General features: G+C 71.3%; 19 protein-coding genes and 1 other RNA gene. 11 read left to right on the top strand and 9 right to left on the bottom strand.

Features of this window, described 5'->3' with window-relative positions:
* Nucleotides 1–114: 114 nt before the first annotated feature.
* Nucleotides 115–732, top strand: a complete 618-nt coding sequence (locus ACFWU3_RS25455; RefSeq protein WP_384442002.1) for a TetR/AcrR family transcriptional regulator — start codon at nt 115–117, stop codon at nt 730–732.
* A 152-nt stretch (nt 733–884) separates the two neighbouring features.
* Here the strand turns inward: ACFWU3_RS25455 and ACFWU3_RS25450 are convergent, their stop codons facing one another.
* The 4 genes from ACFWU3_RS25450 to ACFWU3_RS25435 all read right to left on the bottom strand — a co-directional run bounded on the left by ACFWU3_RS25450 (nt 885) and on the right by ACFWU3_RS25435 (nt 7,960).
* Nucleotides 885–1,766: a carbohydrate ABC transporter permease gene (locus tag ACFWU3_RS25450; RefSeq protein ID WP_384441930.1), complete on the bottom strand. Its 882-nt coding sequence runs from the start codon at nt 1,764–1,766 to the stop codon at nt 885–887.
* Nucleotides 1,763–3,112, bottom strand: coding sequence for a carbohydrate ABC transporter permease (locus ACFWU3_RS25445; RefSeq protein WP_384441927.1), 1,350 nt, complete (start codon nt 3,110–3,112; stop codon nt 1,763–1,765). The genes ACFWU3_RS25450 and ACFWU3_RS25445 overlap by 4 nt, the downstream gene beginning before the upstream one ends.
* Nucleotides 3,113–3,115: 3 nt before the next feature.
* Nucleotides 3,116–4,471 (bottom strand): ABC transporter substrate-binding protein, encoded by a 1,356-nt coding sequence (locus tag ACFWU3_RS25440; protein ID WP_384441924.1) that lies wholly within the window; start codon nt 4,469–4,471, stop codon nt 3,116–3,118.
* 171 nt (nt 4,472–4,642) lie between these two features.
* Nucleotides 4,643–7,960: an FtsK/SpoIIIE domain-containing protein gene (locus ACFWU3_RS25435; RefSeq protein WP_384441921.1), complete on the bottom strand. Its 3,318-nt coding sequence runs from the start codon at nt 7,958–7,960 to the stop codon at nt 4,643–4,645.
* A gap of 424 nt (nt 7,961–8,384) precedes the next feature.
* On the opposite strand from ACFWU3_RS25435, the gene ACFWU3_RS25430 reads away from it, so the two are divergent.
* The 5 genes from ACFWU3_RS25430 (at nt 8,385) to ACFWU3_RS25410 (ending at nt 14,426) form a co-directional block, all read left to right on the top strand.
* Nucleotides 8,385–10,031 carry a serine/threonine-protein kinase gene (locus tag ACFWU3_RS25430; protein ID WP_384441919.1) on the top strand — a complete coding sequence of 549 codons (1,647 nt, stop codon included), beginning with the start codon at nt 8,385–8,387 and terminating at the stop codon, nt 10,029–10,031.
* A 237-nt stretch (nt 10,032–10,268) separates the two neighbouring features.
* Entirely contained in the window at nt 10,269–11,507 is a 1,239-nt protein-coding gene (locus ACFWU3_RS25425; RefSeq protein ID WP_384441916.1) for a serine/threonine-protein kinase, read from the top strand.
* Between the two features lie 38 nt (nt 11,508–11,545).
* Nucleotides 11,546–12,652 carry a peptide chain release factor 2 gene (gene prfB / locus ACFWU3_RS25420; RefSeq protein WP_313946028.1) on the top strand — a complete coding sequence of 369 codons (1,107 nt, stop codon included), beginning with the start codon at nt 11,546–11,548 and terminating at the stop codon, nt 12,650–12,652.
* 160 nt (nt 12,653–12,812) lie between these two features.
* Nucleotides 12,813–13,319: a hypothetical protein gene (locus tag ACFWU3_RS25415; RefSeq protein ID WP_384441913.1), complete on the top strand. Its 507-nt coding sequence runs from the start codon at nt 12,813–12,815 to the stop codon at nt 13,317–13,319.
* A 270-nt stretch (nt 13,320–13,589) separates the two neighbouring features.
* Nucleotides 13,590–14,426 carry a hypothetical protein gene (locus tag ACFWU3_RS25410; RefSeq protein WP_384441911.1) on the top strand — a complete coding sequence of 279 codons (837 nt, stop codon included), beginning with the start codon at nt 13,590–13,592 and terminating at the stop codon, nt 14,424–14,426.
* An 83-nt stretch (nt 14,427–14,509) separates the two neighbouring features.
* Here the strand turns inward: ACFWU3_RS25410 and ACFWU3_RS25405 are convergent, their stop codons facing one another.
* Nucleotides 14,510–14,704: a hypothetical protein gene (locus tag ACFWU3_RS25405; protein ID WP_313946033.1), complete on the bottom strand. Its 195-nt coding sequence runs from the start codon at nt 14,702–14,704 to the stop codon at nt 14,510–14,512.
* 249 nt (nt 14,705–14,953) lie between these two features.
* Here ACFWU3_RS25405 and ftsE point away from each other — a divergent pair, with 249 nt between their 5' ends.
* The 5 genes from ftsE to ssrA all read left to right on the top strand — a co-directional run bounded on the left by ftsE (nt 14,954) and on the right by ssrA (nt 18,863).
* Entirely contained in the window at nt 14,954–15,643 is a 690-nt protein-coding gene (ftsE, locus tag ACFWU3_RS25400; protein WP_313946034.1) for a cell division ATP-binding protein FtsE, read from the top strand.
* A gap of 25 nt (nt 15,644–15,668) precedes the next feature.
* A complete protein-coding gene (gene ftsX, locus ACFWU3_RS25395) occupies nt 15,669–16,586 on the top strand; it encodes a permease-like cell division protein FtsX (protein WP_313946035.1) in 918 nt (305 codons plus the stop codon).
* A gap of 67 nt (nt 16,587–16,653) precedes the next feature.
* Complete coding sequence (locus ACFWU3_RS25390) at nt 16,654–17,811, top strand: S41 family peptidase (RefSeq protein WP_384441906.1); 1,158 nt, start codon at nt 16,654–16,656, stop codon at nt 17,809–17,811.
* Nucleotides 17,812–17,829: 18 nt separating this feature from the next.
* Nucleotides 17,830–18,309, top strand: coding sequence for an SsrA-binding protein SmpB (gene smpB, locus ACFWU3_RS25385; protein WP_313946037.1), 480 nt, complete (start codon nt 17,830–17,832; stop codon nt 18,307–18,309).
* 158 nt (nt 18,310–18,467) lie between these two features.
* Nucleotides 18,468–18,863: a transfer-messenger RNA gene (gene ssrA, locus ACFWU3_RS25380) on the top strand.
* A 64-nt stretch (nt 18,864–18,927) separates the two neighbouring features.
* On the opposite strand, the gene ACFWU3_RS25375 is transcribed toward ssrA, so the two are convergent.
* The 4 genes from ACFWU3_RS25375 to ACFWU3_RS25360 form a co-directional block, all read right to left on the bottom strand.
* Entirely contained in the window at nt 18,928–19,557 is a 630-nt protein-coding gene (locus tag ACFWU3_RS25375) for an ABC transporter permease (RefSeq protein ID WP_384441902.1), read from the bottom strand.
* 119 nt (nt 19,558–19,676) lie between these two features.
* The gene (locus tag ACFWU3_RS25370; RefSeq protein ID WP_384441899.1) at nt 19,677–21,038 is read right to left on the bottom strand and encodes a carotenoid oxygenase family protein; all 1,362 of its coding nucleotides are present in this window, start codon (nt 21,036–21,038) and stop codon (nt 19,677–19,679) included.
* A 107-nt stretch (nt 21,039–21,145) separates the two neighbouring features.
* Nucleotides 21,146–21,586 (bottom strand): SRPBCC family protein, encoded by a 441-nt coding sequence (locus ACFWU3_RS25365; protein ID WP_384441896.1) that lies wholly within the window; start codon nt 21,584–21,586, stop codon nt 21,146–21,148.
* Between the two features lie 83 nt (nt 21,587–21,669).
* Nucleotides 21,670–23,172: an MFS transporter gene (locus ACFWU3_RS25360; protein ID WP_384441893.1), complete on the bottom strand. Its 1,503-nt coding sequence runs from the start codon at nt 23,170–23,172 to the stop codon at nt 21,670–21,672.
* Between the last annotated feature and the right edge of the window lie 53 nt (nt 23,173–23,225).

Below are 23,225 nucleotides of genomic sequence, written 5' to 3'. Positions count from 1 at the left end.
GCAGGGGAAAGGGGGTGCGCGAGGCTACGGCAGCGATGGGACGGGTCCGTTTCGTCGCTACGGTGAGAGTAGGACCGATGTACGTTGCAACGCAACCGTTTCGTCGTCACCGGTATGCTCATGGTCATGACCACGGACCCGGGAACCCCACGACGTGCCCCCGCGGGAGCCGCAGTGCTCCGGGAGGACGTGACCGAAGCGATCCGCGCCGCCGTCTTCGAGGAGCTCGCCGCGGTCGGCTTCGCCCGTATGTCGATCGAGGGCATCGCGCGCCGGGCGGGCGTCGGCAAGACGGCTGTCTACCGGCGGTGGAAGTCGAAGCTGTCGCTCGTGCTCGACCTGGTCTCCGCGCTCGCGACCCAGGGACTGCCGGCGCCGGCGACGGGTTCGCTGTACGGGGATGTGCGCGCCCTGCTGGAAGTGGCCTCGCACGCGCTGCGCCACCCGGTGGCCTCGCAGGTCATCCCCGACCTGCTGGTGGAGGCCGCGCGCCATCCGGAGATCTCGGACGCGATCAAGGCGGCGCTGCTGGACAGCCAGCAGGGGGTCGCGGCGGTGGTCGTGCGCGAAGCGGTCGCCCGCGGGGAACTGCCCGCGTCCACCGACCCGGACAAGGCACTGGACCTGATCGTGGGGCCGCTGTACTGGCGGCTGGTGGTCGTCAGGTCGGGGCTGCCGAAGGGGTATCTGGACGAGCTGGCGCGGGGTGCGGTGGCGGCGCTGAAGGCTTGAGGCCCTCAGGTGAGGACCGCCACCTCGCGTGGCCGGGCTCGCGTGGCCGGGCCGCGTACGTAAGACCCGGGCCCGCCCGTACGACCCGGCCCTCCTCTTACGCGGAAGGGCCGGGCAGGTGATCCCCGCCCGGCCCCTCGTGCGGCGATGTCCTACTTCACCGCGCCCGCCATCACGCCCGTCACGAACTGGCGCTGGAACGCGAAGAAGACCGCCAGCGGGATGATCATCGAGACGAACGCTCCCGGTGCCAGCACATCGATGTTGTTGCCGAACTGCCGGACCTGGCGCTGGAGTGCCACCGTGATCGGCGCGCTCTCCGAGTCCGCGAAGATCAGCGCGACCAGCATGTCGTTCCAGACCCACAGGAACTGGAAGATGCCGAGCGAGGCGATCGCCGGACCGCCGAGCGGCATCACGACACGGGTGAACAGCCGGATCTCACCCGCTCCGTCCAGCCGCGCCGCCTCCAGCAGTTCCCGGGGGATCTCCGCGAAGAAGTTCCGCAGCAGGAAGATCGCGAACGGCAGGCCGAACGCGACATGGAAGAGGATCACGCCGATCGTCGTCTCGAAGATGCCGATCTCGCCGAACAGCTTCGACACCGGCACCAGCGCGACCTGCACCGGGACGACCAGAAGGCCGACGACGGCCATGAACCACCAGTCGCGGCCGGGGAACTCCATCCAGGCGAAGGCGTAGCCGGCGAACGAGCCGATGATCACCACCAGCAGGGTCGCCGGGACCGTGATCATCACGCTGGCGAACAGCGAGTCGGTGATCGCCTCGTTCTGGAGCAGCCGCGAGTAGTTCTCGGTGGTCAGCTGCGCCGGTTCGGTGAACACCTTCCACCAGCCGCTCGCGCTGATGTCGGCGGGTCCGCGCAGCGACGAGATGAGCAGACCGAACGTCGGCATCAGCCAGAACAGGCCGATCAGGATCAGGAACACCCGCATCACGCCGCCGCCGGCGCCCGCCGCGAGCCGCGCCGCGAGGGACTGCTTCGCCTTCACCACACCGTCGGTCGTGGTCATCGGCGGCTCTCCCTTCGCATGCGCCGGATGTTGAACAACATCACCGGGATCACCAGCAACAGCAGCAGCACCGCGATCGCACTGCCCAGACCGAGATGGGAGTCCGTGCCGAACGAGGAGCGGTACAACTGGAGCGCCAGCACGTTCGCGTCGTCCTGGGCCGAGCCCGGCGCGATGATGAAGACCAGGTCGAAGATCTTCAGCACATTGATCATCAGCGTGACGAGGACGACCGCGAGCACCGGCGCCAGCAGCGGGACGGTGACCCGGCGGAAGACCTGCCACTCGGTCGCGCCGTCGACCCGGGCCGCTTCGAGGAGTTCACGCGGCACGCTGGCGAGGCCCGCCGCGATGAGCACCATCGCGAAGCCCGCCCACATCCAGACGTAGCTGCCGATGATGGCCGGGGTCACGAGGGTGGGGCCGAGCCAGTTGACGCCGTTGTACTGCCCCGCGAAGTTCGAGGCGGGCAACCGCAGTTCGGCCCCCGCGGCGGATTCCGGCAGGCTGAAGGTCCCGTCCGGACCGGCCCGCGTCGAGGCCACCACCTTGCCGTCCTTGACCGCCTCCACCTTCAGGCCGTCGAGCCCCAGTTCCTTGGCGTCGACGACGTTCGGCTTGCCGCCCCCGCCCCGGGTGAAGTCCAGCCAGGCCGTGCCGATGATCTTCCCGTCCTCCGGCTCCGCCGCCTTGGCGGGCTTCGCACCGTCGGGCATGTTCGCCGGCGCGACACCGACCAGCGGGAGCAGCGCCGGCTGTCCCGCGGTGACCGGGGTCTTCGTCACGAAGGAGCCGCCGCCGCCCGGCTTCAGCGGATGCACGGGCAGGGGGCGGGCGTTCGGATAGCCCGCCGACTCGGCGAAGGTGTCGTGCACGCCCACCCACACGGCGTTGGCCACGCCCCGGTCCGGGTCCTGCTCGTACACCAGCCGGAAGATGATGCCCGCGGCGAGCATCGAGATCGCCATCGGCATGAAGACGATCAGCTTGAACGCGGTGCCCCAGCGCACGCGTTCGGTGAGGACCGCGAAGATCAGTCCCAGCACCGTCGATACGGTCGGCGCGACGACCACCCAGATCGCGTTGTTCTTGACCGCGGTGAGGATGGTGTCGTCGGTGAATATCTCCTGGTAGTTGTCGAGCCCGGCGAAGCCGGTCCCGGCCTGGTCGAAGAAGGACCGGTAGAGCGAGTACCCGATCGGGTAGACCACGAGCGCGCCGAGCAGCACCAGCGCGGGCAGCAGGAACGCCACCGCGACGGTCTTGCGTGTGCCGGTCACACTCTTGCGCCTGTCGGCGGGGGGCGTCGGCTCTGCCGCGCCCCCCGCTTTCGCCACGGTGGTCACCCGTCAGCTCTTGTACGCCTTGGCGGCGTCCGACTCCAGCTTCTGCTGGGCCCCTGCCACGTCCTTGGGGTTCTTGAGGAAGTCCTGGAGCGCCTTCCACTCGCCCTTGCCGGGCGTACCGCCGAACGACTGCGGCATCTGGTCCGACATGTCGAAGCGGAAGTCGTCGCCCGCGGCGATCAGGGCCTTGGCGATGTCGCGCTGGACGTCGTTCGGATAGGCGGCGAGGTCCAGTGACTTGTTCGGCGAGATGAACCCGCCCGCCCCGGCCGAGATCTTGGCCGCGTCGGGCGAGGCCAGGAAGGTCAGCAGCGCCTGCGCGCCCTTGCTGTCCTTGAGCGCGACGGCCGCGTCGCCGCCCGTCACCACCGGCGCCTCGGTGCCGACGGCGGGGAAGGGGAACACCTTCGCGTCCGTACCGATCTTCGCCTTCGTCTGCGCGATGTTGACCGAGACGAAGTCGCCCTCGAAGACCATCGCCCCCTTGGGCTGGTCACCGCCGGTGAATGTCTGGGTCACCGAGGCGGGGAACTCCGTCTGGAGTGCGCCATCGGCACCGCCCGCGATCAGGTTCGGCTTGCCGAAGAGTTCGCCGAGCGTCGTCAGCGCCGCCTTGACCGACGGGTCGGTCCACTTGATCTTGTGCTGGGCGAGCTGGTCGTACTTCTCCGGGCCCGCCTGGGAGAGGTAGATGTTCTCGAACCAGTCGGTGAGCGTCCAGCCGTCGGCGCCGGCGACCGAGACCGGTGTGACGCCCGAGGCGGAGATCGTCTCGGCGGCGGCGAGGAAGTCCTTCCAGGTCTTCGGCTCCTGCACGCCCGCGTTCTCGAAGGCGGCGTTGTTGTACCAGATCAGGGACTTGTTGGCGGCCTTGTAGTAGACGCCGTACTGCTCGCCGTTCACCTGGCCGAGCTTCTGCCAGCCCGCGGAGTAGTTCTTCGCCAGCTCCGCCTTCGCCTCCGCGGCGACGGGCTTGGCCCATTTGCGCTCCACCGCCTGCTGGATCGCGCCGACCTGCGGGAGCAGCGCCACATCGGGAGGACTGCCGCCGGCGATCTTCGTGCCGAGGAAGTTGACGATCGGGTCCTGGGCGGGGACGAAGGTGACCGTGGCGCCGGTCCGCTTCTCGAACTCCTTGAGGACCTTGGTGAAGTTCTCCTGCTCGGGGCCGCTCCAGACGGCGGCGACCTCGATCTTCTCCCCGTTCAGCTTGGGGAGTTGGACCGAGGGCGCGGATTCGCCGGCCTTGCTCTCCTCCGGTTTCGCCTTGTCGTCGCCGTCCCCGCAGCCGGCGACGGCAAGGGCGCCGACAGCCGCGAAGATCACTGCGGCCTTGCTCGTACGAAGAGTTGTGCGCATCACTGCCCCGTCTCTCCCGTGCAATGTCCCGTTGACCGACAGGTGTACGCCCGGTCCACGGGTGTCGCAATACCGCACCCTTCGCCTACGTGTCTTTCGTGATGCCCTTGTGACGTGATGTCCTGTCAAAGGGTGCAACCGGCCTGTCGTTCAGGGATGAGCACCCGTCGTTCAGGGATGAGCGGGGGAGAGCGGAGGCAGCGGCTCGGCGTCCACCGATCGTGCCGCCCGCTCCAGGGCGCTCGCCAACAGGGCAAGATCCGTGGGGCCGTTGCCCAGTTCACGCACCGGGCGGCGGGTCGGCGGATCGCCCATGCGCTCCCACTCCAGCGGCACCACGGTGGGGCGCAGAGTGGCCGTACGCGGAATGCGTCCCGTCACCCGGCCGCTCTGGAACGGCGTCACCCTGCCGTCCGGGTGCCCCAGCCGGCCCCGCCCAGGAGCCGGATCCTCCGGCCCGGCGGAAGCGGGCGGCGGGTCGAGCACGGCACGCAGCCGCGCACCCTGCGCCAGGTCGGTGTCGGCCGTGCGGTCGGGGCGCGCGGAGGTCGCCACCAGATGGATGCCGAGCCGCTCGCCGTCGCGGGCCACCGCCTCCAGGGCCCGTACGACCGAACCGGCGGCCGGACGGCCCGGGCTGCCGAGCGCCGGCGCCACCAGGGCGTCGAAGTCGTCGACCAGGACGATCAGCCGGGGGAGCGGGGCGGGCCCCTGCGCGGTGGCCGCGCGGCCTCCCGGGCGCAGGCGGAGCGTGCCGCTGGAGGGGGAGTCGATGTCACCGCGCTGTTCGGCGGGGCTCGGCGGGCGCGGGGCCACCATGCGGTCCGCGACCTCGCGCCGGGTCTGCCACTCGGCGAAGCCGGTGCTGCCGAGCAGTTCGGCGCGGCGCTTCAGCTCCGCGCCCAGCGCCTGGGCGAAGGCCCGCATCCGGACGGGGTCGCTGGCGACCAGATGCTCGGTGACATGCGGAAGTTCCGTACAGGCCGCGAGGCCCTCGCCGCGCTCGCCGCCCGCGCCGTCGACCAGCAGCAGACCCAGCCGGTCGGGACGGTCGGCGGCGGCGAGTGAGGCCGCGACCGACCGCAGCAGTTCGGTCCGGCCGCTGCCCGGCGGCCCCTCGATCAGCAGATGCGGGCCCTCTTCGGTGAGATCGACGGCCAGCGGTCCACGAGGGCTCGCGCCGAGCACCGCGGTGCTCTCGCCCTCCGAGGCCCAGCGCGTCATCAGGGAAGCCGGCGTGGCCCGGGCCAGCCCGAGCTCGTCGAGGAGGCGCGCCGTGCGGGGCAGCGGCGCCGCCCGGCCCGGACGGGTGCCGGAACCCTCGGCCCGCAGCGGGGCCAGTGCGCGACCGAAGCGCTCCGCCCAGGCGGCCGACACGGCGTCCACCGCGCCCACCGTGCCGTGGCCCGCAGGCTGCCCTCCCGCCGTACGCATCAGCCGCAGCGCGGTGGCCACATCGCCGCTCAGCAGCGCGACGGCGCCGCACTCGCGGAAGGCGAGCGACGCGGCGCACGCCGTCTCGTAGGTCGCGGTCACCGGAGACAACGGGGAGGCGGCGGGGGTCTCGGCCAGGCAGATCAGATGGATCCCGGCGGCCCAGCCGGCGCCCGCGAGCCGTGCCGTCGTCTCCCGGAGCGCGGCCGAACCGGGGTCGCCGTCCACGATCACCACGGTGCGCGAGCCGTCGTGCCGCCCGGCAGCATCGGTGAGGGCCGCGCGGTCGGCGCTCGGCCAGCCCGGGCCGAGCGGTCCGTCGTCCAGCCTGCGGGTGAGCTCGGCCGTACGGGCGGTGGCCTGGTCGCGGTCGTACGCCAGCAGCAGCCGGCAGTCCTGGCCGTGCGCGGGCCGCAGATGCGGGAGCCAGCCGAGCCACGCCCACTCGGCCCGGCGCTCCTGGAGGCTCCGCGCCCGGTCCGTGCTGATGAGCACGATCTCCAGGTCCGAGGGGGAGTGCAGCGCGGCGAGCTGGGCGACGGCCGATCTGGCGAGACCGGCCAGCCGCGCCCGGGGGCCGGCGAGCCCGAGGGAGCCGGCCTCCCGCAGCCCGACCGTCACCGGCACGGACGGGAGATCGGCACGGTCGGTGGTGCCGAGCCGCAGAACAAGGGACTCGGGATGCTCCGGACCGCGCTCCCACAGCCGGGAGCCGGGGCCGAGCGCGGTCAGCAGTACGGCGGCGGGGTCGGGCCAGCTGTCCACCGCGGGCGCGGCGGCGGGTGGCGCCTCGGGCTCCGCGGTCACCTCGGCGGACACCTCTTCCCGGGCTCCGGCGAACCGCCGGGCCCAGGCGCCTATGCCTCGTTTGCGGGAGCCGCGGGCGGGCGCGCCCTCCCTGCTGTGGGCCTCGGGCGTCTCCGAGACGCCGTCCTGGATCTCGGAGGCCCGGGAGTGCACGGCGTCGCCCTGGCCCGGCTCGCCGGGGGTGGTGCGGGCGGGGTCGTACTGACTCGGGTCGTACTGGGCGGGGACGCGGGGCGCCGTGCCCTGCGGGCCGGCGGGACCTGTGTACGTGCCGTGGGCGGGCGTGCTCGCGGTCGAACGGTCCGGTGCCTGTCCGGGCGGATACGGACCACCCGGCAGATGCTCGACCCGGCCGGGGCTCGCGGGACCGCCCGGGCCCCGCCGGTCGGCGGCGGCGCTGCCCCTCGCACGGTCGCCGTGCCGCCCGCCGTCCGCGGACAGTGCGTCATCCGGCATCCGGGCATCCGGCATCCCGGCGTCACGTATCCCCGTGTCGTACTTGCGGTGCGCGTCCGCGGCCGTCGTCGCGCCCGGGCCGTCCCCGCCCGGCAGGGCCGCTCCCTCCGGCACGTCGATCCGGCGCACCCGCAGATGCCCCTCACCGTCGGGGGCCGTCGGCAGCGCCGGAGTACGGTCGCCGGGGGTGAGGCGGAGCGTCGATTCGCCCAGGCGCAGCAGTGCGCCCGCGGGCAGCCGCACCGGGCGGGAACCGACCGCGCTGCCGTCCAGCGTGGTGCCGTTCGTCGAGCCCAGGTCCGCCACGGTGACCCGGCCGTCCTCCGCCACCGTCACCGCGCAGTGCAGCCGGGAGACGTCGGGGTCGTCCAGCGGCACGTCCGCCTCCGCCGAGCGGCCGATGCTGATGCGGCCGCCGTGGAGCAGATGCACGCCACCCGCGTCGGGGCCGGCCACCACCTGGAGCTGCGCCGCGGCGTCCGTGACGGGCGGCTCGTCGTCGCCGGGAAACTGGAGCGAGAGCACGGCACCGTCCACCAGCGGTGGCTCGCCGAGGGTGCGGCGCTGGGCGTCGAGGCGCTCCTGGCCCGCGTAGAGAACGACGGTGCCCGAGACGTCCGGCCCTGCGACCGCGGCCGCGAGGTCGGAGGCCACGGCGGCGAGCGCCGTCCCGGACGGCGCGGTGATCAGCACGTCGCACGAGCGCGCGGCAGGGACACGTCCCGCAGACGCGGGCCCCGCGGCCGCGGACTGCCCGCCGCGCGGCGCGAGAACGGTCAGCCGGATCTGCATGGCCGTCAGCAATCCCTTCTGCGCAGGGTGCCCGGCAGGGGTGCCGCCTGTGATCGCCCCCACCCGGCAGGTCGGCACGGACCACAGAGCTCCCGCCCCCACGGCGCCGTGCTGAGGGCATCCTCGCACCTGCCACTGACAACACGCCCGGGTACTGCTGACAAGTGATCTTGATTGGTCCGCTCCGGACGGAAAAATGCCTGGTTGGGAACGGATCCGGAACCGCCGTGATGTGTGCGGCACGGCCGTTCGGCAACCATCCGTACGATGCGCACGTCTTTCTCTCGAACACCGCCGGGACAACGGCGGAGGACGACAACCGGACGGTGCCCCGTTCGGCGGCATTAAAGTGGGTCGGAAACCCGGGCGGAGGGACAGTGGCCCGGGATCATGCAAGGACCACGATCAGCAGGGAGCACATGACGTGCGGCCGGTAGGCAGCAAGTACCTGCTCGAGGAGCCACTCGGGCGCGGGGCCACGGGCACCGTCTGGCGGGCCAGCCAGCGGGAGACCGCGGGCGCCGAGGCGGCCGTGCCCGGCCAGCCGGGCGAGACCGTGGCGATCAAGGTCCTCAAGGAGGAGCTGGCGAACGACGCGGACGTGGTGATGCGCTTCCTGCGCGAGCGCTCCGTCCTGCTCCGCCTGACCCACCCGAACATCGTGCGGACGCGCGACCTGGTCGTCGAGGGCGATCTGCTCGCCCTGGTCATGGACCTGGTCGACGGCCCCGACCTGCACCGCTATCTCCGCGACAACGGCCCGTTCACCCCGGTCGCCGCCGCGCTGCTGACCGCCCAGATCGCGGACGCCCTCGCCGCCAGTCACGCCGACGGCGTCGTCCACCGGGACCTCAAGCCCGCGAACGTCCTGCTGAAGACGGACATCGACGGCCAGATGCACCCGATGCTGACCGACTTCGGCATCGCGCGCCTCGCGGACTCCCCGGGACTGACCCGTACGCACGAGTTCGTCGGCACACCCGCCTATGTCGCGCCCGAATCGGCCGAGGGCCGCCCGCAGACCTCCGCGGTCGACATCTACGGCGCGGGCATCCTGCTCTACGAGCTGGTCACCGGCCGGCCCCCGTTCGCGGGCGGCAGTGCGCTGGAGGTGCTGCACCGCCACCTCAGCGAGGAGCCGCGCCGCCCCACCACCGTCCCCGAGCCGCTGTGGACGGTGATAGAGCGCTGTCTGCGCAAGGACCCGTCCCAGCGTCCGAGCGCCGAGAACCTCGCCCGCGGGCTGCGCACCGTCGCCGCCGGCATCGGCGTGCACTCCTCCTCCGCGCAGGTCGAGGCGGCGCTCGGCGTCGCCGCCCTGCTCGGCCCCGACCCGGATCCGGCACATGTCCCTGGCACCCCGGGCTCGGCCGACCCGACGCAGGTGCTGCCCACCAACGCCGGTTCGTACGACCCGAACGCCGCGACCAGCGTGATGCAGCAGACCGGTCCCGGCCAGGGCCAGGGCCCCGACCCGACCTCGGTGATGCCCCCAGTGCCGCCGGGCAACGACCCGAACCACCCCTGGCAGTCCCAGCTCCAAGCGGCCCGCGACCGCAGCGAGCAGACGCAGGTCCAGTACATCGACCCGAGCCAGGACCCGCTGCGGCGCCGTCCGCAGCGTCAGCAGCAGCGGCCCCAGCAACCGCAGCAGGGGTACCCGCCGCAACCGCAGCAGGGCTACCCGCAGCAGCCGCAGCGCCCCCAGCCCCAGCAGCAGCCGCGCGCCAGCAGGCGACAGGCCCGGCAGCAGCCGCCGCCACAGCAGCAGCAGTACGCGCCGCAGCCCTACGCGCCGCCGCAGCCCACCCCGCGCCAGCCCCGGCAGCGCAGCGCCAATCCGATGCGCATCCCGGGTCTGGGCTGCCTCAAGGGCTGTCTGTTCTCGGTGATCCTGATCGTGGTCGCGGGCTGGCTCGTCTGGGAGCTGACCCCGCTCCAGGGCTGGATCGCGGAGGGCAAGAGCTACTGGAGCGCGATCGGCGACGGCATCTCGAAGGTGTCGGACTGGATCTCCGACCTCGGCGGTTCCGACCCGGGCGCCGGGCCCCAGGACCCAGGCGGACAGTAACCACTGCACGACTCGGTGGCTTTGTCAGCTTTGTTGACTTCTTCGGGCAGTTTTCCCCCGTAGAAGTGAAGGTTGGCGGCATCCGGGGCCCACAGGCCCCGGATCCCCGCGTACGTTACTCAGGTGTGCCTCGCGTGTCCCCGCGGTCACGGTGCCCGGCCCGCTTTCCGGCCGGGGGTCCGGGGGTCGCCCCCCGGGCGGACACAGTGGGCAACGCCAGCCGCTGAGGGAGCAGTCTTGGCACGGAATATCGGCAGCCGCTACACGGCCCACCAGATCCTCGGGCGGGGCAGCGCCGGCACGGTGTGGGCGGGCGAGGGACCCGAGGGTCCCGTCGCCATCAAGCTGTTGCGCGAGGACCTGGCGTCGGACCAGGAGCTCGTCGGGCGCTTCGTGCAGGAGCGCACGGCCCTGCTCGGCCTCGACCACCCCCGGATCGTCGGCGTCCGCGACCTCGTCGTCGACGGGAACGATCTCGCGCTCGTCATGGACCTCGTACGCGGCACCGATCTGCGCACCCGCCTCGACCGGGAGCGCCGGCTCGCCCCCCAGGCCGCGGTCGCGATCATCGCGGACGTCGCCGACGCGCTGGCCGTGGCGCACGCCGCCGGCATCGTGCACCGCGACGTCAAGCCGGAGAACATCCTGCTCGACATGGAGGGCCCGCTCGGACCCGCGGGCTCCCACCCGGCCCTGCTGACCGACTTCGGCGTCGCCAAGCTGATCGACACCCCGCGGCGCACCAAGGCGTCCCGCATCATCGGCACCCCGGACTATCTGGCGCCCGAGATCGTCGAGGGTCTGCCGCCGCGTGCCGCCGTCGACATCTACGCCCTCGCGACCGTGCTCTACGAACTCCTCGCCGGCTTCACCCCCTTCGGCGGCGGTCACCCCGGTGCGGTCCTGCGCCGCCATGTCACCGAGACCGTCGTCCCTCTCCCGGGCATCCCCGACGAGCTGTGGCAGCTCATCAACCAGTGCCTGGCCAAGGCGCCCGCGTCACGGCTGCGCGCCTCCGAGGTCGGCACGCGGCTGCGCGAGCTCCAGCCGATGCTGGCGGGCATGCCGCCCCTGGACGTCGACGAGCCCGATGCCGAACCGCAGGCGGAGCCGTACGAGGACGAGACGCCGGCCGCACCCGGTGAGGTCCGCCGCCGTGGCGCCGTACCGCTGGTGCCCGGCGCGGCGCCCGCGGACTCCAACCGCGACACCCACACCTCGATGCGGGTACCGGCTCCGGACGAGCTCGCCGGCGGCGCCCGCGGCACGGCGCGCGCCCCCCGCACACCCGGCCAGCGCCGACCGGGATCGGCCCGCCACAAGTCCGAGACCGTCCGCAAGCGGCGCATCGTCCTCGGGGTCGCCGCAGTGGTGGTCGCGGCCGCGCTGGGCGTCGGTGGCTGGCTGGCGACGAGCGGCGGCGATTCGGAGGTCTCCCCGCGGGACTCCCAGCAGTCGGTACCGGCGGAACCCTAGGGGGTCGGGCTCTCGCGCCCAGCCGTTACGCTGGACCCGTGGCAGTCGTCGATGTATCCGAAGAGCTGAAGTCCCTCTCCTCGACCATGGGGTCGATCGAGGCCGTCCTGGACCTCGACAGGATGAGGGCAGATATTGCCGTGCTCGAGGAGCAGGCCGCCGCCCCGTCCCTGTGGGACGACCCGGAGGCGGCGCAGAAGATCACGAGCAAGCTCTCGCACCTCCAGGCCGAGCTCCGCAAGACCGAGGCCCTCCGCGGTCGTATCGACGACCTGGCCGTGCTCTTCGAGCTCGCCGAGGCCGAGGACGACGCGGACACCCTCGCCGAGGCGGAGTCCGAGCTGACCGACGTCCGCAAGGCGCTGGACGAGATGGAGGTCCGCACCCTCCTCTCCGGCGAGTACGACGAGCGCGAGGCGCTGGTCAACATCCGCGCCGAGGCGGGCGGCGTCGACGCGTCCGACTTCGCCGAGCGTCTCCAGCGGATGTATCTGCGCTGGGCCGAGCGCCACGGGTACGGCACGGAGGTCTACGAGACCTCGTACGCGGAAGAGGCTGGCATCAAGTCGACCACCTTCGTCGTCAAGGCGCCGTACGCCTACGGCACGCTCTCCGTCGAGCAGGGCACCCACCGCCTCGTGCGCATCTCGCCGTTCGACAACCAGGGCCGCCGCCAGACGTCCTTCGCGGGCGTCGAGGTGCTGCCGGTGGTCGAGAAGACGGACCACATCGAGATCGACGAGTCCGAGCTGCGCGTGGACGTGTACCGGGCGTCCGGCCCCGGCGGCCAGGGCGTCAACACCACGGACTCCGCGGTGCGCCTGACCCACGTCCCGACCGGCATCGTCGTCTCCTGCCAGAACGAGCGCTCGCAGATCCAGAACAAGGCGAGCGCGATGAACGTCCTCCAGGCGAAGCTCCTTGAGCGCCGCCGCCAGGAGGAGCAGGCCAAGATGGACGCGCTCAAGGGCGACGGCGGCAACTCCTGGGGAAACCAGATGCGTTCGTACGTCCTGCACCCGTACCAGATGGTCAAGGACCTGCGTACGGAGTTCGAGGTGGGCAACCCGCAGGCGGTGCTGGACGGCGAGATCGACGGCTTCCTGGAGGCGGGCATCCGCTGGCGCAAGCAGGGCGAGAAGTAGACGCGCACACCGCGTCGTGAAGGTGCCGGGCCCGGAGGGCTCGGCACCTTTGCGTTGCACCTCTGGTGGACGCGTCACTACGTAAGGGGGGCGACCAGTGCGACGACAGGGCCGGCCGGGGAGAGGGCGGGTACGGCGGTTGAGGGGCACGGTGCTGCCGGTGGTGTGCGCCCTGGCGGTCACCGGGCTCACCGCGTGCACGCTGCGGGCGCCCGATCCGCCGGACTTCGGGGTCCGGATCGACGGCGGCGAAGTGGTCGTGGCGTACCCGATCTGCCCGGGCGAGTCGGTGTCCGGCGCGCTCGTGTCCGTCAACGTCGACGGCGACGGGCGCGGTGACGGCTTCGAAACCCTGTGGAGCGCGAGTGGCCCTGCGTCGCCGGAGGTACGCGGTGGGGTCTTCGGCGTCGGCAGCGAACGGAGTTTCCGGGACGAGGAGAAGGCGCTCGTCCGTCCTCTGCCGGACAGCTTCTTCGTGGAGACCACGATCGTCAGGGACGGGCGCACCGAAGAGGGTGACGACGGGGCGATCGACCTCGCGAAGGTGCGCGGCAAGCGCCTCGTGGACGGTCAGTATGTGACGTGGGAGGGCAAGGTGTTGACGCGGGATCAGATCAACTCCCAGCGTGAGTGCGACGGCGATTCGCGTGAGCAAGCGGAGAGATGACGATCACGGCGCTTTGTCGACAAGGTAACTGGCCCTTCCGTGGCGGCAGTTCCCTTTTATGTCACAGTTGCATCGGCGCAGGTCAGGCAACCTCCCGCATACCGGACATCGCACGCGCAACGACCTTGACGCGTCCGCGAAAAGTGGGAAGGGTGACGCTCGGCATGCGTATCTCTGGGGCGCGTGTGATGTGGGGGAGACGTCAACACCCCGCGGCCGCAGCCCCGGACGCTGCTCCATTGACGATTAGCTACTGGGGGTAGCAGCCAGATGACGAAGAAGACGCGGATCCGCGTAGCGCGCATAGCCGCCGGCGCGGTGATCGCCGCCGGCGCGTCGCTGACCGCCGCGGGCGCCGCCTCGGCCGTCGGCGTGGACATCAACGTGGGTCCCCTCGATGCCTCGGTCAACGCCGACGAGACCGGCCTCGACGCCGGACTTGGCATTCAGGGTGGCCGGTCCACCGAAGGCACCACCGAAGGCACCGAGGGTGCGACCGAGGGCACCATCGCCGGGACCCTGGGCGGCGTCGTCGCGGGCTCTGAGGGTGGTACGACCGAGGGCACCACTGAGGGCGGGACCACTGAGGGTGGCACGACCGAGGGTGGCACCACTGAGGGTGGCACGACCGAGGGCGGGACCACCGAGGGTGGCACCACTGAGGGCGGGACCACCGAGGGCGGGACCACCGAGGGTGGCACCACTGAGGGCGGGACCACCGAGGGTGGTACGACCGAGGGTGGCACCACTGAGGGCGGCACCACCGAGGGTGGCACGACCGAGGGCGGGACCACCGAGGGTGGCACCACCAACGGCGGCACCCAGGGTCAGACCACCGGTGGCACCGGGGGCCAGACCACCGGCGGCACCGACGGCGGCTCTACGACCGGTGGCACCACCGGCGTGATCGACGGCGACGGCAACAACACCGACACCGACAACGCCGGCTCCCAGCCGGTCGAGCAGGGCGAGGCCAAGGAGGAGCTGGCGGAGACCGGCGCCGCCGAGACCACCTTCCTGCTCCTCGGCGCTGCCACCATGATCGCCGGTGGTATCGGCTTCCGGATGCTCCCCCGTCTCGTGGGCAGCAACCGCACCGCCGTCTAAGCATTACGGCGCGTAGCGCACAGCACACAGAAAGGAGGGCCCGGGGCGCGCTCAGCACCCCGGGCCCTCCTTTTGCGTACGTCCTACGCGGTCTGGTGCGCGGCCAGCAGCGCCAGCGCCGCGATCAGCACCACCAGCAGCGTCAGCAGCGCCACCGGGCTCAGACCGCCGAACGGTCCCTCCTGCTGGAGTCGCTCGCGGTTCGCCCGGCACACCGGGCAGCGGCCCTCGTTCACCGGGGCCGCGCAGTTGGCGCACACCAATCGGTCGTAGGTCATGCGCTCTCCTCCTCCCGCGCGCCGGAGCCGCAGGCGCGGACCGTATGCACAGTTCTTTCCCGACAACGCACAGGGGAACGACACTGTTCCCCTACCACCATGCCAGCTCGGGCGCTTTTCGGCGCGCCCCACCCGTTCCTTCGTCTACCGTGACGTGACAAAGTACGCAACCCAGACTGCTGACTGCGCCCGCAACCCCGCTTCGCGTAGTGTCACGCACACCTACTCCCGGCCGACCGTGGTGCACCCGTGATCCGATTCGACAACGTCTCCAAGAGCTACCCCAAGCAGAACCGCCCCGCCCTGCGTGACGTCTCCCTCGAGATCGAGAAGGGAGAGTTCGTCTTCCTGGTGGGTTCGTCCGGTTCCGGCAAGTCGACCTTTCTGCGGCTGGTTCTCCGCGAGGAGCGTGCAAGCCAGGGGCTCGTGCATGTCCTCGGCAAGGACCTGGCCCGGCTGTCCAACTTCAAGGTGCCGCACATGCGCCGCCAGCTGGGCACCGTCTTCCAGGACTTCCGTCTCCTGCCCAACAAGACCGTCGCGGAGAACGTGGCGTTCGCGCAGGAGGTCATCGGCAAGCCTCGCGGTGAGATCCGCAAGGCCGTGCCGCAGGTCCTCGACCTCGTCGGACTCGGCGGGAAGGAGGACCGGATGCCCGGTGAGCTCTCCGGCGGTGAGCAGCAGCGCGTCGCGATCGCGCGGGCGTTCGTCAACCGGCCGATGCTGCTGATCGCGGACGAGCCGACCGGCAACCTCGACCCGCAGACATCCGTCGGCATCATGAAGCTGCTGGACCGGATCAACAGGACCGGTACGACCGTCGTGATGGCGACCCACGACCAGAACATCGTCGACCAGATGCGCAAGCGTGTGATCGAGCTCGAGAAGGGCCGTCTCGTACGCGACCAGGCACGCGGCGTCTACGGCTACCAGCACTGAGCTAAGGAAAGGCTGAACGCACGCGATGCGCGCCCAGTTCGTACTGTCGGAGATCGGCGTAGGTCTCCGTCGCAATCTCACCATGACCTTCGCCGTCATCGTCTCCGTGGCTCTGTCGCTCGCCCTCTTCGGCGGCGCGCTGCTCATGCGCGAGCAGGTCAGCACCATGAAGGACTTCTGGTACGACAAGGTCAACGTCTCCATCTTCCTGTGCAACAAGAACGACGCCTCCACGTCGCCCAAGTGCGCCAAGGGCGCGGTCACCGCACAGCAGAAGCAGCAGATCGAGGGCGATCTCAAGAAGATGGACGTGGTCGACTCCGTCCATCACGAGACGGCCGAGGAGGCGTACAAGCACTACCGCGACCAGTACGGCGACACTCCCATCGCGTCCACCATCACGCCGGACCAGATGCAGGAGTCGTTCCGGGTCAAGCTGGACGACCCGGAGAAGTACAAGGTGGTCGCCACCGCCTTCGCCGGCCGGGACGGCGTGCAGTCCGTCCAGGACCAGCGCAACATCCTGGAGAATCTCTTCTCCCTGATGAACGGCATGAACATAGCGGCACTGTTCGTGATGGCGCTGATGCTGGTGATTGCGCTGATGCTGATCGTCAACACCGTGCGTGTGTCGGCGTTCAGTCGTAGGCGTGAGACCGGGATCATGCGGCTGGTGGGAGCGTCCAGCTTCTACATCCAGATGCCGTTCATCATGGAGGCCGCGTTCGCGGGCCTGTTGGGCGGTCTGGTCGCCTCCCTGATGCTGCTCGTCGGCAGGTACTTCCTGATCGACCACGGTCTGGCGCTATCCGAGAAGATGCAGCTGGTCAATTTCATCGGCTGGGACGCGGTCGTCACCAAGCTCCCGCTGGTGATCGCGATCGGTCTGCTGATGCCTGCCATGGCCGCTTTCATCGCATTGCGCAAGTACCTCAAGGTGTGACAAGCGCCCCGGGCGCCGTACGGGCAACAGCCGTACGGCGCCCTTCGCTTGGCCTAGACTCGTCGCCATGCCGGGCCCGGAGTTCTGTCCTCGGCCCCGCCGCATTCGCCGCGGGGCGGCCCTGACATTGGTCTTTGCGAGTGTTCTCGCCACGGCGGCGGCCACCAACGCCCTGCCGCGCGAGGACGACAACGCCCCCCGCCCGCTGGCCGCCCGGCCCGCCGCTGCCACCGTCGACCGCGACGCTCTGGCCCGTGCCGCCGCCGAGGCCATGGCCGACGGCAAGTCGGGGACGAAGGCGGCCGAGGAAGTCGTCAGCCGCAGCGGCGACCGCTGGGGTGCGGTGTACGACCGCGAGGAGTACGCGGACTTCCAGCAGGCACTCGACGGCGAGTACACCGGTGTCGGCCTCACCGCCCGCCGGGCCGCCGACGGACGCGTCGAAGTGGCCCGGGTCCAGTCCGGCGGCCCCGCGGAGAAGGCGGGTATCCAGGCCGGCGACCGGCTGCGCACCATCGACGGCAGGCGGGTGGCCGACCGTCCCGTCACCGAGGTCGTGGCCCTGCTGCGCGGCAGCGAGCGCACGCGCGTGGCCCTCGGCATGGAGCGCGCCGGCCGCGCGTGGACCGAGACGCTGACCCGTACGACACTCAGCACCGAGACCGTCACCGTGCGTCACCTGCGGGACGGTGCCGTGATCATCAAGGTCTCCTCCTTCACCAAGGGCTCGGGCGCCCGGGTGCGGGACGCGGTGCGCTCCGCACCCGCCGGCGCCGGTGTCCTGCTCGATCTGCGCGGCAACGCCGGCGGTCTGGTCGCCGAGGCCGTCGCCGCCGCCTCCGCCTTCCTCGATGGCGGGCTCGTCGCCACGTACGACATAAGGGGTGAGCAGCGCTCCCTCTACGCCTCGGCGGGCGGGGACACCGCCAGGCCCGTGGTCGCCCTCGTCGACAGCGGCACCATGAGCGCGGCCGAGCTGGTGACCGGGGCCCTCCAGGACCGCGGCCGCGCGATCGCCGTCGGTTCGCGCACCTTCGGCAAGGGATCGGTGCAGATGCCCAGCCGGCTGCCGGACGGATCGGTCGCCGAGCTGACGGTCGGGCACTACCGCACACCGGCCGGTCACGGCGTCGACGGACGGGGCATCACACCCGACCTGCTGGCCGCCGAAGGCGCCGAGGAACGGGCCCGCACGGTATTGAGTGGCCTCGGGGGTGGGTCGTAGTGCGAAAATGACCGCACTATGGCTAAGGAAAAAGGGCGCAAGCTGATCGCGCAGAACAAGAAGGCGCGGCACGACTACCTCATCCTCGACACCTACGAGTGCGGGCTCGTGCTGATGGGTACCGAGGTGAAGTCGCTGCGTCAGGGGCGGGCCTCGCTGGCGGACGGCTTCGTCCAGATCGACGGACACGAGGCGTGGCTGCACAACGTGCACGTCCCCGAGTACAGCCAGGGCACCTGGACCAACCACTCGGCCCGCCGCCGGCGGAAGCTCCTCATGCACCGCGAGGAGATCGACAAGCTGGAGTCCAAGGCGCAGGAGACGGGGCACACCATCGTGCCTCTGGCGCTGTACTTCAAGGACGGCCGGGCGAAGGTCGAGATCGCGCTGGCGAAGGGCAAGAAGGAGTACGACAAGCGGCAGACGCTGCGGGAGAAGCAGGACCGCCGTGAGACCGACCGCGCGGTCTCCGCGGTCCGCCGCCGCCAGCGGGCCTGAGGGCCGCGCGGCGGGGGCCGGGGGACCGGCGGTGCCCCGGGGCTCCGGGGCGGCGGGCATGAACGCCTGACCCGCGGGAATACGGTGGCATGTGGCCGCGTTGGTCACGTACGATGGCGACAGCCCCTCTCGCAGGGGCGCCTTTGAAAAATCAACATGGGGATGATCGGTTTCGACAGCGGATGTCGAAGCAGGAGAAGCGAGCCGAGGAAGCGGCAATGATCTCGTTAACCACGTGTCGCAAACAATAATCGCCAATTCCAAGCGCGATACCTCCGAAGCCTTCGCCCTCGCTGCCTGATCTCAGGCAGTAGAACGAACCTTCACTATGGAGCGTCAGCCCGGGGCTGTTCCCGACCCGGTTCCTGACGTCATCTAGGGAACTAAACCTCTGAGCCCGGTCACGGGGAGCAGAGGGAAACCAAACAGTGACTGAGCCCGTCGGAGACTTGTCCGCGTGATCTCCGGGGCTGAGAAAATCGCAGCGGACTGCGCTCGGAGAAGTCCTGATTCTGCACCGTTGGACGCGGGTTCGATTCCCGCCATCTCCACTCCCACCTTGTGTGGACCCCCATGTGGGCGAAGGCCCGGCTGTCGGTCACGACAGCCGGGCCTTTGTCATGCCTGGGGATGCCCTGCGAGCCGCGCGAGGCGGCGGTGCTCCAGGACCGCGGCGAGGGCGTAGGCGCCGCCGACCGCGAGGGCGAGGACCCCGTAGAGGCCGGGGGTGCCGAGGAAGAGCGCCGCGGAGGAGATCAGCGCCAGCCAGACGCCGAGGCCGTAGTGCAGCACGTTGCGTCGTGCGGCGCCTTCGGCGAGGTAGAGCAGGCCGACGACGAGGCCGGAGCCGGCGGGCCAGAGGACGGTCTGGAGATCCGGCATGTCGACGGCGGACGCCAGGCCGGTGATGGCGAGGAACAGGGCGGTGAAGGCGGCGATCCACGCGGCGCCGAGCAGTTTGCCGGAGAGGACGTCCCGCGCGGGGGCCCCGCGCTGGGCGCGCAGGGCGGCGACGGTGGCCTGGGTGACGCCGGTGACCAGGCCGATGCCGAGGAGCGTGGTGGGCAGCCAGCCGGGCAGGTCGAGCAGGGGGTCGTCGCCGTGGGAGACGGCGGCGGCGCCGTGTCCGAGCAGGTAGGCGAGTCCGAAGCTGATGTAGGCGGCGCGGTTGTCGACCTCGTTCGCGAGACGGCTCGGGGTGGCATGGGGGACGGCGGCCATGGGACGTGCGGGGGCTGCGACGGACATGGGGTTCCTCCGGGGTGGCGTACGGATGCGGGTGGGGCGGTGGGCGGCTCCGGGGGGTCGGCCCGGTGCCGCCCACCGCCGGTCGTCCCCGGCCGTGTCACGACCGGGGACGGAGCGGGTCAGTGCGCGCTGTCGTCCAGCGCGCCGTCGGGGATCCAGGAGCCGTGGATGCCGGCGGGCACGCGGCGGGGCAGATGGACGGTGGCGACCCGGTCGAGACCGGAGGCGTCCAGGACCAGCAGCTGCGAGGCGTCCTGCTTGAGGTCGGAGACGACGGTGAGCAGATAGCCGTCGTCCTCGTTGGTGGCGCCGGCCGCCGGGACGAACACCGCCTCGCTGGGCAGCCGGGCGTCGCCGACCTGGTGGATGCGGCGGGCGCCCGTGGTGCGGTCGTACTTGACGACGCCGTAGCCGCCGAAGCCTTCCTGGTCGGGGAAGGACACCGCGTACTGATAGCGGTTCTCGGCGCCCAGGTAGTCCTCGTTGAGGGTCGGGAACTCCACGGCGAGGTCGTCGATGATCTGCTCGTCGACGGTGCCGGTCGCCATGTCGATCACCCAGCGACGGGTGTAGGAGCGGGTGTTGGGCTCCGTGCCGCGCCCGGGCGCGCCGACCCACCAGTTCCAGGAGAGCCGGAACCCCTCGCGGTCCACGGTGGGGCCTTCCAGGACGATGCGGCCCTGGCCGTCCTCGTAGGCGTTGGAGACGTGCAGCATGTTGCCCGGCTCGATGGAGAACCAGCGCACATGCCGGGCACCGTCGTCGGTACGCGGCATGATCCCGATCCGGGCGGGCTGCTGGTCGCTCCAGCCGTACGGGATGCCGGAGTGCTCGGCGGGGTCGAAGGTGACGTTGCCCTCGATGAAGACGACATGGCGGCGGGTGATGGCGAAGTCGTGCTTGAGGGAGGCGGTCGCGCCCGGGATCTCGGCGGTGTGGACGATCTCCCCCTTGGCGCCGGAGACGTAGTACACGAGGTGGGGCGGGAACGGCGAGGAGCCGAAGAAGTGGAGCTCCCCGGTGAGCGGGTCCTCCTTGGGGTGGGCGGTCATGGCGGTGCGCAGCCGGCCGTTGAAGTCATGGGCGCCGACCGTCTCCAGCTCCGGGGTGAGCTCGAAGGGAACGTTCGCCTCGCACAGCGCGAGCAGCCGTCCGGCGTGCTCGATGACGTGGGTGCCGGCGGTGCTCGCGGTCAGGTCCGGGCCGCGCTCGGTCATGTAGGGGGCGCCGTCCAGGGCCGGGGTGTGCACCCAGCGGTTGCGGTACCACTCGGCGCGGCCCTCGCGGAGCCGTATGCCGTGGACCATGCCGCTGCCCTTGAACCAGTGGGTCGGGGTGACGCCCGGCTTGGGGTTGTGGCCGTTGCGGATCAGACGGCCGGTCAGCTCGGGGGGCAGGGTGCCCTCGACGGTGAGGCCGGTGGCGGTGATCTCGTCGGCGACAGGGGTGTAGTGGCCGGTCAGATAGGGCTGGTTGCTCATGGTCGCGTCCTCGGGGTCGTGGTTGATCGTGGTGCTGCGTGCTGCGTGCTGTGTGCTGCGTGCCGCGTGCCGCGTGCCGCGTGTATGAGGTTCGAGGGGGAGCGGGCTCAGGCCGTCTGCTCGGCGCGGGTCCTGAGGCAGCCGAGCCAGCTCTCCAGGGAGGCCTTCAGGGCCGCGCCGAGTTCGTCGGTCGCGGCGTCGACGGGCTCACCGCTCCAGGACTCCTCGGTGCGGACGACGACCTGATCGCCGGTCTGCTCGAAGGTCCAGGCGTGGATGCCGACGATGCCCTGGACGGTTCCGCCCCAGACGATCCGCCGCTCGTGGTCGAGTTCGTGGACGGTGGAGGTGATGGTCATCCCGTGGGTGCGCCAGGTGAAGTCGGTGCCGACGCCCACCGGTCCGCTGAGCACGGCCTGGTCGATGTCGACGTTCCAGACCGGCCAGTTGTCGATGTCGGTGTGCAGCGCCCAGACCGTGGCGAGCGGGGCGTCGATCGTCGTGGTCAGGCTGACGACGACGGGGGCGGTGGAGTCGATGGTGTGCATGGCTTTCCCTCTTCGGTGGTGGTGGTGGTGAGCGAGGTGGATCGGGGTGGGGCCGGCGCTGGTCGTCGGCCGGGGGTGCCGGCTCAGGCGACCGTTGCGTGATCGGCCGTCCGGTCCCGCGGGAGCTTCGCCGTGGAAGCGGCCGCGGCGGGCGGGAGCGAGGCCGGGGAGGTGCGGCCGCGGCGGGTGAGCGGCACCGCCAGGAGTGCGGCGACGGCCAGTACCGCGGCCGAGACCAGGAAGGCGGCCCGGTAACCGGCGCTCAGGGCCTCGACGTGGGACTGCTGGGTGGAGGCGTGAGCCGTGACGGAGGCGGCCAGGGTGGCGAGGGCGGCGAGACCGATCGCGCCGCCGACCTGGCGGGTGGTGTTCACCAGGCCGCCGGCGAGTCCCGCGTCCTGCGGCGGGACACCGTCGACGGCGAGTGCGGTGAGCTGGACGAAGGCGATGCTCAGGCCGAGTCCGACGAGGATGCTCGGACCGAGGACGTCGGCGAGGTAGCTCCCGTCGGCGCTGAGCCGTGACAGCCACAGCAGTCCGGCGGCCTCGACGAGCAGAGCCGCGGTCACCGTGGCGGTGCCGCCGATGCGCCGGGAGATGCGAGGTGCGAGGGCGGCGCCGAGCATATTGGCGACGGCGAGCGGGAGTTGTCCCGCTCCGGTGGCCAAGGGGTCCATACCGAGGACCTGTTGCTGGTAGAGCGGCAGGAAGAAGAACAGGGCGATCCACACGGAACCCAGCAGGGCCATCAGCAGATTTCCCGCGGCGACACGACCGGTGGTGAACAGCCGCGGGGGTATCAGCGCGTTCGGCCGGCGCGTCTCGATCACGACGAAGACCGCGAGCAGGGCGCCGGCGCCGGCGAGGGCGCCGAGCACGCGGGCGTCCGTCCAGCCGGTGCCGCGCGCGGTGGTCAGTCCCCACACCAGACAGGTCAGGGCGACGGTGACGGTGGCGGTGCCCAGCAGGTCGAACCGCGCGGACTCCCGCACACTCGCCGGTGGTACCAGGGCCGCCACGGCGACGAGGACCAGCACCGCCCCGAGCGCGACGGAGTGGAAGATCCAGGGCCAGCCCCATGCCTGGGTGAGCACACCGCCCAGCAGGACGCCGCCCGCCCCTCCCGCGCCGGAGACCGCGCCCCACACGCCCAGCGCCCGGCCGCGCCCGGCGCCGGACGGGAACAGGCCCATGGTCAGGGCGAGTGCGGCCGGGGCGATGGCGGCGGCGCCGAGTCCCTGAACGGCCCGGGCGGCGATCAGGACACCCGCGGAGGTGGCCAGCCCCGCCGCCAGCGAGGCCCCCGCGAACAGGGCGAGGCCGGCGATCAGCACCCGGCGGCGGCCGAGGAGGTCGGCCGCCCGCCCCCCGGCCAGGAGCAGCGCCCCGAACGCCAGGCCGTAGGCGTTGATCACCCAGGTGGTGCCGTCGGCCGACAGGTCCACACCGGAACGGATCTGCGGCAGCGCCACATTCACGATCGAGGTGGCGAGCATGACGGTGAACTGCGCGGCGGCGAGGGCCGCGAGCACGGCACCCGGCCGGCGGGCGGGGAATGCCTGGTCCTTCGTGCGTCCGAGGTTCATGGCGCACAGCCTCGTGTCGGGCGGTGTCCACTTTCCATGCCCGGCAGGGGCGT

Origin of the sequence: Streptomyces sp. NPDC058685 (assembly GCF_042714725.1) — a bacterium.
Classification (GTDB): domain Bacteria; phylum Actinomycetota; class Actinomycetes; order Streptomycetales; family Streptomycetaceae; genus Streptomyces.
Note: the sequence above shows the minus strand (reverse complement) of the source record. Positions and strands in the feature narration are given on the sequence as shown.